The following is a 12865-nucleotide window of genomic DNA, read 5'->3' as shown; positions in this document are numbered from 1 at the left end:
GCCCGGACAGGAGCCCTGCTGGCGGACATCGGCCGTCCCCGCCCGCGACACCCGGGCGCACACCCGAATGCCCCGCGCGCGGCCGAATACACCCGCCGGTCCGTAACCTTGGGGCCACCATGCGCGTAAGGCGGTCCTAGCCGAACCGCTCGATCCGAATCCGGTCCACGGGCTGCCCGGACTCCACCAGCACGCGCGAGGCGTGCTCGGCGAATCCATTGGAACCGCAGATATAGGCCTCCCACCCACCGGGAGGCTGTTCGGCCATGAGCGGCGCCACATGTGCGGCGGTCATACGTCCGACGGGCACACCTTCCGGGGCCGCGCGGGTGAACACGGCTGTGGTCTCCTCGCCGTACTCGCGCGCGTAGATGAGCTCCTCGGGGCTGCGCGCGGAGACCAGAAGACGCAGGGGTACGTCCAGCCCCTGCGCGCGGTGGTGCCGCAGCATCGACATCAGCGGTACGACGCCGGAACCCGCGCCGACGAGCAGCGCCGGCCGGTCCCCGGGCCAGGCGAAGAAGCCGCTGTTGGGACCGCGGACCTCGACACGGTCGCCGGGCCGGGCCACGGTGTGGAACCAGCCGGACACCTCACCGCCGTCGACATGGTCCAGGGTCAGTTCGACATGCCCGGTGTCGTCGGGGGCGGACGCGATGGAGTAGTGGCGCTGCGCCACATAACCGTCCCCGGCGGTGAGCCGCAGCATCAGATGCTGGCCAGGCAGATGCCCCGCCCACGCGGGCACGGCGAGCCGGAACGTCGCCGCGTGCGGGGTCTCGCGGCGGATCCCGGCCAGCGTGGCGGTCTGCCAGGTGGTGGCCGTCTCCAGGTTCACGGCGATGCGTCCGGGGACGGCGAACCGGGTCGGCGGTACGAAGGTCGTGGTCTCAGTCACCGGAGTATCGCTGCTCTTCCCAGGGGTTGCCGCGGGCGTGGTAGCCGTTCTGCTCCCAGAAGCCCGGCTCGTCGTGGTCGAGGAGGCGGATGCCCGCGATCCACTTGACGCTCTTCCAGAAGTAGAGGTGGGGCACGATCAGCCGCGCCGGGCCGCCGTGCTCGGCGGGCAGCGGCCGGCCGTCGTGGTCCCACACGATCCAGGCGCGACCGCCGGTGAGGTCGGCCAGCGGAAGGTTCGCGCTGTACCCGGTGTGCGCGTACGCGACCGCGTGGGTGGCGGCCGCGTCCGGTCGTACGGACTCCAGGAACGTGTCCAGGGACACGCCCCGGAACCGCACCCCGAACTTCGACCAGCTCGTCACGCAGTGGATGTCCCCCTCGTACGACGAGGCCGGCAGCGCGTTCGCCTGCTCCCAGTCCCACGACCGGGGCTCGGCCACCAGGCCGTCGATGCGCAGGGTCCAGTCGGCGGGCGCCAGGTCCGGGGTCACCTCGGCCGACAGGACGGGCCAGTCGTCGCCGGCGTCGTACTGACCGGGCGGCAGTGCGGCGTTGTGGACGCGCGGTCGGCCGGTGAAGCCTCGCGTGACGTTCATACGGGTGGTGCCTCCAGGACCGCAGGGGACGACGGCCCACGGATCGAGCGTGGTCGCCGGGGACGGCGGCCCGCGGATCGGGGTGACCGGTGCACGCACGGGTGGGTGTCCCGGGAACGCACCGCCGCTTTACCGTTCAACGGTACGCGCACGTGGATCGTGCACCGAGCCGGTACCGGCCGCTGATCATTGCGTGCGCATGAACTCTCCCGGGCCCCGGGAATAGCCGCGCCCCGGTCCTCCTTGCTCCTTGAGCCGGCTCCGGTGGCCCATGCACGCACATCCGGTGAGCGGTGCACGGCGGACGGTGACCGGAGCGCAGGAGAGTGAGGCAGCAGATGACCGAGGCGTACGTCTCCACACGGTTCGAGGGCCCGGAGACGCAGGGGACCCCCTCCGGCCGGCACCCGCTCGACAACCCGGCGCTCGGCGCCCTCACCGGGCCTCACGCGTATTTCGCCGAACGGCGCGGACGCGTGCTGCGCTACCCCCTGGACGTGTCCCCGTGGCTGGCGCTGCCCGACGATCCCGACGCCGCCGACTGGGCGGATCTGGCGGCCCTGGTGGGCCCCGGGGGCGCGGCTCCGCTGGCCGGCTTCGACGGGCGGACCCCGGAGGGCTGGGAGGTGGTCTTCAGCCTCGACGGCGTCCAGCTCGTGGACGACGGACTGGACGCGGCGCCCGACGCCGAGGCGGTCACGCTCGGCCCCGCCGACGTGCCGGACATGCTGGACCTGGTGGAACGGACCCAGCCGGGCCCCTTCGAGCCGCGGACCGTCGAGCTCGGCACGTATCTCGGGATCCGCCGGAACGGCGCCCTGGTCGCCATGGCGGGCGAGCGGCTTCACCCGCCGGGCTGGACCGAGATCAGTGCGGTCTGCACGGACCCCGCCCATCGCGGTGAGGGTCTGGCCACGCGTCTGATCCTGGCCGTCGCCCACGGCATCCGTGAGCGCGGTGAGACCCCGTTCCTGCACACAGCCGCGAGCAACACCGGCGCCATCCGTCTCTACGAGTCCCTGGGATTCCGGCTGCGCCGAAAGGTCCGCTTCATGGCCGCGAGGGTTCCCGGCCGGCCGGGCGACGGCCGGACCCCGGCCGAGGGATGAGCACGACACGGCCCGCGGGACCTGCGGGTCACGTGCGGCCGGGTCGCTCTCGTGGCGGCCCCGCCTCCGGCCTCTCGGTGCCGAGCGCGGTGGCCGTCGCGTTGTAGCGCAGCAGGTACGAGGCGAAGCGGTCGAGGTCCTCCTCGGGCCAGTCCGCGAGCCGCTCACGGAACGCCACCCGGCGGCTGCGGGTCACCTGGGCGAGGATCTCCGTGCCCGCGGCCGTCAGATACAGCACCTGGACGCGGTGGTCCTCGGGGTCCATGCGCCGCTCGATCAGCCCGGCCCGCTCCAGCGCCGCCACCTGACGGCTCACCGTGGACTTGTCCAGCGCGTAGTGCGCGGCGAGGTCCGTGGCCCGGCAGCCGCCGACCTCCTCCAGATGACCGAGGAGGGTGTACGAGACCAGGGACAGCTCGGGATGCATGCGTCCCGCCGAGGCGCGGGCCCGACGGGCGAACACCGTCATCTCCCGCTGGATGATCTCCACAGCCGCGTCGGCCGTCCCGCCGTCGGCCGGTGTCCCGGTGGCGACGGCCTGTTCACCGGACCCTTCGGATGCCATGACGGACCTCCCTGACCTGCCCTGGTTGCATAGTACAACTTGGGGCTGGAGGAGCCGGAGTCACGTATGCCCGCTCCTGTGAGTGCGGCGGCGAGCGCCCGGCCCGCGACCGTCGCCTGTCCGCCCCCGCCGGCTGATCGTTCCTGTAAGGTGGCCGTCCCGGCCGTGGACCGTATCGGCCGATGAGTTGCCGAGGAGGTGAGACCCATTACCGCTGTGTCAGGTCGGGTGCTCTCCTCTCCAGGCAACGCGGCCGCCGTCTGACGGTGGCAGTGGGAGCGCCCTTCGGTACGTCGAAAGGCCCTCGCCTTCATGCCTCCGCTGTCTCCTGATGTTCCTGACGCGGCCGACCCCGTGGTCGCCGCGCTCCGCTCCGCCGGCTGTGTCTTCGCCGAGGACGAGGCGGAGCTGATCCGCTCCGCCGCCCGCACCCCGGACGAGGCCGCCGCGATGGTGGCCCGGCGCGTCGCGGGACTGCCCCTCGAACACGTCCTCGGCTGGGCCGAGTTCCACGGTCTGCGCATCGGCCTCGACCCCGGCGTCTTCGTGCCGCGCCGCCGTACCGAGTTCCTCGTCGAGCAGGCCGTCGCACTCGCGCGCGGGGCGTCCGTCGTGGTGGACCTGTGCTGCGGCTCGGGCGCGGTCGGTGCCGCGCTGGCCGCGTCCCTCGGCGGCCCCGAACTGCACGCCGCCGACATCGACCCGGCGGCGGTGTGCTGCGCCCGCCGCAATGTGGCGCCCTTCGCGGGCCAGGTCCACGAGGGCGACCTCTTCGAGGCGCTGCCCGCCACGCTGCGCGGCCGGATCGACGTCCTGGCCGCCAACGTCCCGTACGTCCCGACCGACGAGGTCGGGCTGCTGCCCTCCGAGGCCCGCGACCACGAACCCCTGGTCGCCCTCGACGGCGGCGCGGACGGGCTCGATCTCGCGCGCCGGGTCGCCGCCGAGGCACCGCGCTGGCTGGCCCGCGGCGGCTGTCTGCTCATCGAGACGAGTGAGCGCCAGGCGTCCACGGCCGTGGAGGCCTTCGCCCGCGCCGGACTGATCGCACGACTGGCCGTCTCCGAGGAGATGTACGCCAACGTGGTGATCGGAGTGAAGCCCTGACCGGACGGGGCCGGCGCGGGCGACATGCCGCGTTCGGCCCCGGATCAGCCGATCATCCCGTCCCGGGCGCCACACTCTGGCTATCCCCAGCCGCCAGAGGAAGGTCCGGACATGAGCAGTGCCCCGGAGAAGTTCGACGCGTGGGACATCAAGGAGTCGGGACCCGCGGACGCGAGCACCCGGGTGCTGCTGCTGCCCGGCGGGATGTGCAGCACCGCCTTCTACGACGACCTGATGGCCGCACCCGCGCTCGCCTCGGCACCGGTGCGGCTGGTGGCGGCGACTCTTCCGGGGCACGCGGGCACCACGCCCCCACGTGATCTCTCCATGGAGAACTACGCGGCTATGGCGGGCGCCCTGGCCGCGGAGCGGGGCTGCGGTGTCGTGGTCGGCCACAGCATCGGTGCCAATGTCGCCCTGGAGATGGCCGCCGGAGGGCACTTCGCGGGCCCCGTCGTCCTGCTGTCCCCGACGTTCTCGGCATCGGACGAGGCCAAGGCGCTCGCGATCGCCAACGGCCTCGGGCGGGTGCCGGGCATCGGGGCGCTGACCTGGATCGGCATGGTCAAGCTGTCACCGCGGGCCGTGGGGCACATGCTGCCGCCGGCCCGCCGCGAGGCGCTGAGCGCCGAGGTGGCGAAGAACGATCCGGAGTTCTGCCGCCAGATGATCCGGCGCTACTACGACTATCTGGACCGGTACGGGAACCTGGTCTCCCGGCTCCGTGACTCGGGTGTGCCCGCCTGGGTGGTACGCGGCGACCGCGACGAGGTCGGTCTGACGGACGAGGAGCGGGCCGGGCTGGAGGCCAGCCCCAACGTGACGATGGTCCCGGTCCCCGACGCGGGCCACGCGGTGATGGTCGACCAGCCCGACGCGGTCGCCGAACTCGTGGTCCGGGTGGTTCTCGGCTGACCGCGCGCCTCCGGCTCCGTACCGCGTGGTCCTCAGGTCCGCACCGGGCCTTCCTCCGGCGTCCCGCCGAGTGATCCTCCTCATTGTGCAACTAGTTGCATAACGCACGGCCCGTCGTCTACAACAGACGTACGACACCGCGCACGGAGGGCCCGATGAGCCGTTACCCGCATCTGCTGAACCCGCTCGACCTGGGCTTCACCACCCTGCCCAACCGCGTACTCATGGGCTCCATGCACGTGGGCCTGGAGGAGGCCGAGCGCGGCTTCGAGCGCATGGCGGAGTTCTACGCCACCCGCGCGCGAGGCGGCGTCGGCCTGATCGTCACCGGTGGCATCGCGCCCAACGACGCCGGACGCCCGTACGAGGGCGGCGCCAAGCTGACCACCGAGGCCGAGGCCGCGCAGCACGCCGAGATCACCGCCGCGGTGCACCGCGAGGGCGGAAAGATCGCGATGCAGATCCTGCACTTCGGCCGGTACGCCTACCACCAGGACCTCGTCGCCCCCAGCGCGCTCCAGGCCCCGATCAGCCCCTTCGTGCCGCACGAGCTCAGCGACGCCGAGATCGAGCGGACCATCGACGACTACGTGCGCGCAGCCAGGCTCGCCCGGCAGGCCGGCTACGACGGCGTCGAGATCATGGGCTCCGAGGGCTACCTCATCAACGAGTTCATCGCCCTTCAGACCAACCGGCGCGACGACCGCTGGGGCGGCTCGTACGAGAACCGGACGCGCTTCCCCCTCGAGATCGTCCGCCGCGTACGCGAGGCCGTCGGCGACGACTTCATCATCATCTACCGCCTGTCGATGCTCGACCTGGTGCCCGGCGGCTCCTCCCTCGACGAGGTCATCACGCTCGCCCGGGCCGTCGAGGCCGCCGGAGCGACGATCATCAACACCGGCGTCGGCTGGCACGAGGCCCGTATCCCCACCATCGCGACCTCGGTTCCGCGCGGCGCGTACGCCTGGGTGACCAAGAAGGTCATGGGCTCCGTCTCGATCCCGCTGGTGACCACCAACCGCATCAACACCCCCGAGATCGCCGAGCAGTTGCTCGCCGACGGTCACGCCGACATGGTCTCGCTCGCCCGGCCGATGCTCGCCGACCCCGACTTCGTCGCCAAGGCCGAGGCCGGACGCCCGGAAGCCATCAACACCTGCATCGGGTGCAACCAGGCCTGCCTCGACCACACCTTCAGCGGCAAGATCACCTCCTGTCTGGTCAACCCGCGCGCCTGCCACGAGACGGAACTCGTCCTCGCGCCGACCCGGCTGCGCAAGACCGTCGCCGTCGTCGGCGCCGGTCCCGCCGGACTCGCCTGCGCCGTCAGCGCCGCCGAACGCGGCCACGACGTCACCCTGTTCGACGCCGCGGCCGACATCGGCGGCCAACTGAACGTGGCCCGCAGGGTTCCCGGCAAGCAGGAGTTCGACGAGACGATCCGGTACTTCCGCACCCAGCTCGAACTGCACGGCGTGGAAGTCCGGTTGAACACCCCGGCCACCGTGGACACGCTGGAGACGTACGACGAGGTCGTCGTCGCCACGGGCGTCAGCCCGCGCACCCCCGAGATCCCGGGCGTCGACCACCCGAGCGTCGTCGGCTACCTCGACGTCCTGCGCGACGGAGCCCCTGTCGGCGACCGCGTCGCCATCCTCGGTGCCGGCGGCATCGGCTTCGACGTCGCCGAGTTCCTCACCGACAGCGGCGACAAGGCGAGCGAGGACCCGGCGACGTACTTCCGCGGCTGGGGCGTCGACATGGACTACCGGAGCCCCGGCGGTCTCGGCACCCCCGAACGGCCCACCCCGCCGCGCACGGTGCACCTCCTCCAGCGCAAGGCGTCCAAGGTCGGCGCCGGACTCGGCAAGACCACCGGCTGGATCCACCGCACCGAGCTCAAGCACCGCGGCGTCACCATGGTTCCGGGCGTTCAGTACGACCGGATCGACGACGCCGGACTGCACGTCACCGTCGACGGGCACAGCCAGGTCCTGGAGGTCGACACGATCGTGCTGTGCACCGGTCAGGACCCGCGCCGCGACCTGTACGACGCGCTCCGCGCAACGGGCCGCGGTGTCCACCTCATCGGCGGCGCCGACGTGGCCGCCGAACTGGACGCCAAGCGGGCCATCAAGCAGGGCACGGAACTGGCGGCGGCGCTCTAAGGGCTGTCCCGTAGTCCCCGGCGGGCGCACGACGACAGCTACGGCTCCCCCAAGCTCTTCGAGCAGGGGGTACCCCCACGCCGCGTTGTCGGATCGCCCGAATACGCCCAGTATGAGGACGATCCTCCGCCTTGCGATGCACCGCATCTGACGCCGCGCGCTGATCCACCGGGGATTACGGGACAGCCCTCAGGGCCCGTCCGAAGCGAACCGCGGGGGCGCTGTCGCGATGCCCGGCCTGCCACGGCCGGGCACCGGGCGGCGCCCGCGGCCCTCCCTAGGATGACCTCATGTCACTCCCGCACGCGATCCTCACCGCCCTGCTCGAGAAGCCCTCGTCCGGCCTCGAACTGACCCGGCGGTTCGACAAGTCGATCGGCTACTTCTGGTCGGCGACGCACCAGCAGATCTATCGCGAGCTGGGAAAACTGGAGGCCGAGGGGTACATCAGGGCGCTTCCCCCCGAGCAGCACGCCCGGGGCCAGAAGAAGAGCTACGAAGTCCTGCCCGCGGGCCGCGCCGAACTCGCCCGCTGGACCGCCGCCGCACAGGACCCGAAGCCGCTGCGCGACACGATGCTGCTGCGCCTGCGCGCCGCGGCCGTCGTCGGCACCGAGGGCGTCGAGGCCGATCTGCGCCGCCATCTCGCCCTGCATCAAAGCCAGTTGGCCGAGTACGAGGAGATCCAGGACCGGGACTTCCCGCCGGAGCGGAGCACGCCCGAGGACCGGCTGCGCCATCTCGTCCTGCGGGCGGGCATCGACCTGGAGACCTTCTGGACCCAATGGCTGACCCACGCCCTGGCCGAGTTCGACGGCATGCGGGCGGACGACTGAGCCGGTACGGCACCGAGCGACTGCGCCGGTACGGCACCCAGCGGCTGCGCCGGTACGGCACCGAGCGGCCGTCCGAGGCCTCGGCCCGCGGAACGGCCGCCCGTCGGGACGGACCCCGGATCAGAGCCGGTGGGGCTTGGACCGGCGGCGCAGGAACCAGGCCGCGGCCACCGTGCCGGTCACGACCAGCGCCGCGCCGCCCACGACCGTGGCCGTGCCGTAGTCCTTCACGGCTCCGCCGAGTCCGCCCATGACACCGCGCGAAGGCGACGGTGAGACCGTCGTCGAGATCGTGGGAGTCGCGGGGGCCGCGCTGGCGGCGACGATGATCGCCTGGGTGCCCGCCGTCGTACCGTCCTGGCACACGACGATGACCGTGAAGGTCCCCGGGCTCACGCCCGTCCAGGCCGCCGACTGGTTGGTGCTCGTCCCGGTGAGCGACATCTGGCGCCCCTGGGCGAAGTTCGTCTGCCCGCTGGAGAGCAGCGAGGCATTGCCGAAGCTGCTTCCGTTGCTCGGGCAGGCGCTGGTGGTGACCGAGACCGCGGTGCCACTGGTGCTCACGGAGATCCCGGAACCCCAGGCGACGGCCGCGGGAGCGGCCAGGGTGAGAGGAAGCGCAGCGGTGGCGGCCACGGTCAGGCCGGAGCGGAGAAGTCTCTGAGTGGTACGCATAGGAACTGCCCTCCAGCGGCACGGTTGGCGGTACATCCCATGCGCCGCCGAGGATCGGAGGGCCCGTGCTGCCTCAGTGCGAGCCAATGCGCCCCGGCCGGGGTGCGCACGCGGACGGGGACCGGGCAGGTGACGAATTCCATCGTCCGGCGGACGGCGGACGCGGCTGACGCCCGTTCGATCCGGGGGTTCACCGCCACCGCCCAGGTCACCGGGCGCCAGGGCCTGTCCGGCAATTCGCGTCGTCGCCCGGGCAGACGGGAATCGTCAGACAGGCCCTGGGACGCCTCACTTCCGTCCGGTCGTCACGGAGCGCTCCGGGGAACGCGCGCCCCAGGTGCCGTCGGGCAGCTTCGCCCGGATCCGCACCCGGTACGTCACGTCCGCCTCCCGGCCGACGTAGAAGCTGTGGGTGCAGGTGCCGCTGGGCGGGCTGCCGCCCCAGACGAGCGAGGTCACGTCGCGCCCGTCGAGCTGGATCCGGTACTCCGTGATCACCCCGTCGACCTCGGGCGCGGTCCACGAAAGGTCGATGTAGTACGCCCCCTCGCTCCGGTGGGTCGTCGCCCGGAAGCCGGCCGGCGCCGTGCCCCTGTCGTCCTCCGGCCCCGGCGCGGTGGTGATCCGGACGGCGCCGCTCGGCGCCGAGACGTTGTCCGCGGCGTCGCGGGCCCGCACCGTGAAGACGTAGGCCGTGTCCGGCCGCAGCCCCGTGACGACGGCGGCCGTCTGTGCGCCGCCCACACTGTGGATCTTCGACGTGCCCTGGTAGATGTCGTACGACACCACGCCCCGCGCGTCGGACGATCCCGTCCAGGACAGCTGGACCGCCCGGCCGCCGACGGCCCTCCCATGCGGGCCGGCCGGGCGGGTGGGCGCGGTGCGGTCGGCCGCGATCGCCGCCGGGGTGGTGGCCCACACCGGCCGGCTGAGCGGCCCCGGCACCCCGTCGGCGTTCCGGGCCCGGACCCTGAAGACGTAGGAAGTGGACGGTTCGAGACGGACGATGTCCACCATGTGCTCCGAACCGGCCACTTCCTTGACCTTGGTCGTCCCGCGGTACACCTCGTAGCGGGTGATCCGAGGGTCCTCGTCGGCCAGGTTCCACATGACGTGCACGCTGGTCGAACTCCCCGCGGTGGCGGTCACGCCCGTCGCCGCGGCGGGCAGCCGTTCTCCCCGGCCGGACGTCGGGGCGCCCCATCCGCAGGAGGTGAGCGCGAGCAGCGCCGCGCACACGAAGGCGCGCGGGGCGGTGACGGGAACGTGTCGCACGGGTCAGCCCTCCCTCGACGGGATTGGTCTGTACCTATAAGACAACGGGTGACGCGGCCACATCAAGAGGGTCGACGTCGTCGCCCGGCCCGTCGCGGGGTACGTATGCTGATCCTTGACGCGGTGTGAACTCGCCCCGTTTCCAGGGGAGTTCCTGCCCGCGGCGCGGAACGCTGTCGTCGCTGATCCCGCGCCGACGCGTGCGGCCGAGAGGTCCGGGGCCGGGTCCGGCTCGGGCTCTCGGCCGTACGGCGCCCGCGGAACCGGCCGTGCACCGTCCGGCCCCCTCCCGGTGGACGCGCTGTCACAGGCCCACCAGATTTGGGCAGATGAGCGTCCATGTCCCCCAGGAGAGGGCCTCCCATCGTGCGTGCCCAGTCGCTGACGCTGGCCGCGGCGGCCGCTGCCGCCCTGCTCGCCTCGGCTCCGGCGGTGCTGTCCACGACCTCCACCACGGGCCGCCCCGGAAGCCCCGCCGCGCCCGCGCGGGAAGGCTCCGTCAGGGCCGCCGACCTGCTCGCGAAGCTCGGCGGCTGCACCCCCGTCTCGCACGGGCGATACCGCAGCGACGACGGCACCCCTGCCGACATCCCGGTCTGCGGAACGCCCGGCGCGGTCTTCTGGACGGCCGACATGGACATCGACTGCGACGGCAGGGCGGGCCCTTCGTGCAACGGCCGCACCGACCCGCTCTACTCGGAGTCCACGGCCTTCCAGCAGTCCGACGGACGCTATCTGAGCGCCGAGACCCTGCCCTACATCGTCGTGCCGGCCCCGAGCGGCATCTGGAACTACCGGGACCACGGCATCGGGCCCGGCTCGGTGGCGGCCGTGATCTACCGTGACCGGGTCCAGTACGCCGTAGTCGGTGACACCGGCCCGCAGGACATCATCGGCGAGGCCTCCTACGCCACGGCCGCGGGGCTGGGGATCCGCCCCGATCCCCGCGGTGGCGGCACCCCTTCCGGGGTCACCTACATCGTGTTCAAGAACGCCCGGGTCTCCCCCATCCAGGACCACGCCGCCGCCGTGGAGACGGGGGAGCGGCTGGCCCGGAAACTCCTCCTGGGCGAGGGCTGAGTGCAGAGGGCCGAGTGCGGTCCCGCCGTCAGACGGCCGCCCAGCCGTTGTCGACGGGCAGGATCACGCCGTTGACGTTGCTCGCCGCGTCCGAGGCGAGGAACACGATCGCCGCGGCCTGTTCCTCGGCCTCGGCGAGCCGGCCGACGTTGCCCATGTAGGCGCCGAGGGCCGCCGGGCCGTGGGCGCCCGCCTCGATGTCCACGGTGATGCCGGTGCTGGTGCCGCCGGGGGCGATGGCGTTGGCGCGGATGCCCTTGTCCCGGTACATCACGGCGAGGGACTTCGTGAGCCCGACGACGCCGTGCTTCGAGGCGGTGTACGCGGCCCCCGCGGCGCTGCCGCGCAGCCCCGCCTCCGAGGCGGTGTTCACGACGACTCCCTTGCCGGCGGCGAGCATGTGCGGCAGCACCGCCCGGGTGAGCAGGAACGGGGCCGTGAGGTTGACCCGGATGACCCGCTCCCACTCCGCGTCGCCGACCTCGGCCACCGCCGACATACGGTCCATGATCCCGGCGTTGTTCACCAGTACGTCCACGCCGCCGAACCGCTCCACCGCGGTCGCGGTCACCCGGTCGACGACCTCCTGCTCGCTGAGGTCGCCCGTCACGGCCACGGCGCTGCCACCGGCCGCAGCTATCTCGCCGACCACCGCCGCGGCGCCCTCGGCGTTGAGGTCGGCCACGACCACCCGCGCGCCCCCGGCCGCGAAGGCGAGGGCGGTGGCACGGCCGATGCCCGAGCCCGCGCCGGTGACGATGACGCTGCGGCCGTCCGGTGCAGTGGCGCTCATGACGTTCTCCCAGAGGTTGCGTACGAGTGCGGACGACGTGCCGCGCCGCCACAGTACGACTTATTGTCGCTGAATGACAGAAAGTCTTCGGGGCGGTTCGAGATCGCTAGACTCACCGCAGCCGCAGTCCCGGGCGGCATATGCGGACGGAACCGAGAACCGAGGAGTCATCAGTGCCGGACGGCGCGATCGGCGAACACCCCGGCCGGCGGCGCGGCCGTACCGGGCGGCCGCCGCTCACCGACGAACGCAGGGCCGAGATCCGGCTGGAGATCGCCAGGGCCGCGGTGGAACTGTTCGTGGACCAGGGCGTGGCCGCCACCACCGGGGACCAGATCGCCGAGGTCGTCGGCCTGTCCACCCGGACCCTGTGGCGTTACTTCCCGGGCAAGGAGAGCTGCGTGAGCCCCCTGTTCGCGGCCGGGATCGACGCCATCGCCGCGGCGCTGCGGGCCTGGCCCGAAGGCGCTCCCCTGGAGGACGCGCTGGAGCAGGCGTCCACGAACGGCGAGGGCCCGATGGCGATGCCGGAGCCGCCGAGGGTCCGTACGCTGCTGCGGCTCACCCGTACCGAGCCGGGACTGCGGGCCGTCTGGCTCCAGGCCCATGACGAGGCCGAGCCGGTGTTCGCCCGGGCGCTCGCCGACCGCGCCGGGCTCGGCGCCGTCGACCTGCGCTCGGAGATCCAGGCGGCCATGCTCAACGCGGCACTGCGCGCGGCGGTCGAGCACTACGCGTGGCGCGCCGACGAGGCGGAGCCCGATCCTGTGACGGCCCGGGCGGAGCTGGCGGGGACCATCCGCTCGGCTCTGATCGTCGCCGCGAACGGCATCACCTGACCTC

13 protein-coding genes are annotated in these 12865 nt (G+C 72.5%); 7 read left to right on the top strand and 6 right to left on the bottom strand.

The window, feature by feature from the left end:
* Window positions 1-136: 136 nt before the first annotated feature.
* Together ABZV42_RS08420 and ABZV42_RS08415 are read right to left on the bottom strand one after the other, a co-directional pair.
* Complete coding sequence (locus ABZV42_RS08420; protein ID WP_355983988.1) at window positions 137-898, bottom strand: ferredoxin reductase; 762 nt, start codon at window positions 896-898, stop codon at window positions 137-139.
* Window positions 891-1496 (bottom strand): sulfite oxidase-like oxidoreductase, encoded by a 606-nt coding sequence (locus ABZV42_RS08415; protein WP_355983987.1) that lies wholly within the window; start codon window positions 1494-1496, stop codon window positions 891-893. Before ABZV42_RS08415 ends, ABZV42_RS08420 begins: the two co-directional genes overlap by 8 nt.
* Window positions 1497-1834: 338 nt before the next feature.
* On the opposite strand from ABZV42_RS08415, the gene ABZV42_RS08410 reads away from it, so the two are divergent.
* Complete coding sequence (locus tag ABZV42_RS08410) at window positions 1835-2605, top strand: GNAT family N-acetyltransferase (protein ID WP_356051344.1); 771 nt, start codon at window positions 1835-1837, stop codon at window positions 2603-2605.
* Between the two features lie 28 nt (window positions 2606-2633).
* Here ABZV42_RS08410 and ABZV42_RS08405 read toward each other — a convergent pair whose 3' ends face one another.
* Complete coding sequence (locus ABZV42_RS08405) at window positions 2634-3074, bottom strand: MarR family winged helix-turn-helix transcriptional regulator (protein ID WP_355984049.1); 441 nt, start codon at window positions 3072-3074, stop codon at window positions 2634-2636.
* Window positions 3075-3482: 408 nt separating this feature from the next.
* Here ABZV42_RS08405 and ABZV42_RS08400 point away from each other — a divergent pair, with 408 nt between their 5' ends.
* The 4 genes from ABZV42_RS08400 (at window position 3483) to ABZV42_RS08385 (ending at window position 8199) form a co-directional block, all read left to right on the top strand.
* Complete coding sequence (locus ABZV42_RS08400; protein WP_355983986.1) at window positions 3483-4277, top strand: putative protein N(5)-glutamine methyltransferase; 795 nt, start codon at window positions 3483-3485, stop codon at window positions 4275-4277.
* A gap of 111 nt (window positions 4278-4388) precedes the next feature.
* Window positions 4389-5192, top strand: a complete 804-nt coding sequence (locus ABZV42_RS08395; protein WP_355983985.1) for an alpha/beta hydrolase — start codon at window positions 4389-4391, stop codon at window positions 5190-5192.
* Window positions 5193-5347: 155 nt separating this feature from the next.
* Window positions 5348-7363, top strand: a complete 2016-nt coding sequence (locus tag ABZV42_RS08390) for an NADPH-dependent 2,4-dienoyl-CoA reductase (RefSeq protein ID WP_356051266.1) — start codon at window positions 5348-5350, stop codon at window positions 7361-7363.
* 290 nt (window positions 7364-7653) lie between these two features.
* Window positions 7654-8199, top strand: coding sequence for a PadR family transcriptional regulator (locus ABZV42_RS08385; RefSeq protein WP_355990589.1), 546 nt, complete (start codon window positions 7654-7656; stop codon window positions 8197-8199).
* 120 nt (window positions 8200-8319) lie between these two features.
* On the opposite strand, the gene ABZV42_RS08380 is transcribed toward ABZV42_RS08385, so the two are convergent.
* A complete protein-coding gene (locus ABZV42_RS08380; RefSeq protein WP_355990591.1) occupies window positions 8320-8874 on the bottom strand; it encodes a hypothetical protein in 555 nt (184 codons plus the stop codon).
* A gap of 288 nt (window positions 8875-9162) precedes the next feature.
* Window positions 9163-10149, bottom strand: a complete 987-nt coding sequence (locus ABZV42_RS08375) for a fibronectin type III domain-containing protein (protein ID WP_356051264.1) — start codon at window positions 10147-10149, stop codon at window positions 9163-9165.
* 366 nt (window positions 10150-10515) lie between these two features.
* Here ABZV42_RS08375 and ABZV42_RS08370 point away from each other — a divergent pair, with 366 nt between their 5' ends.
* Entirely contained in the window at window positions 10516-11229 is a 714-nt protein-coding gene (locus ABZV42_RS08370; protein WP_355990597.1) for a glycoside hydrolase family 75 protein, read from the top strand.
* Window positions 11230-11257: 28 nt separating this feature from the next.
* Here ABZV42_RS08370 and ABZV42_RS08365 read toward each other — a convergent pair whose 3' ends face one another.
* Window positions 11258-12022, bottom strand: coding sequence for an SDR family NAD(P)-dependent oxidoreductase (locus ABZV42_RS08365; protein ID WP_355990600.1), 765 nt, complete (start codon window positions 12020-12022; stop codon window positions 11258-11260).
* Window positions 12023-12195: 173 nt separating this feature from the next.
* Between ABZV42_RS08365 and ABZV42_RS08360 the strand changes: the two genes are divergently transcribed.
* Complete coding sequence (locus ABZV42_RS08360) at window positions 12196-12861, top strand: TetR/AcrR family transcriptional regulator (RefSeq protein ID WP_355990603.1); 666 nt, start codon at window positions 12196-12198, stop codon at window positions 12859-12861.
* Window positions 12862-12865 lie beyond the last annotated feature (4 nt).

Source organism: Streptomyces sp. NPDC005281, from assembly GCF_040607495.1.
GTDB lineage: Bacteria > Actinomycetota > Actinomycetes > Streptomycetales > Streptomycetaceae > Streptomyces.
The sequence above is the reverse complement of the archived record's forward strand: the minus strand, read 5'-3'. Positions and strand labels throughout refer to the sequence as shown.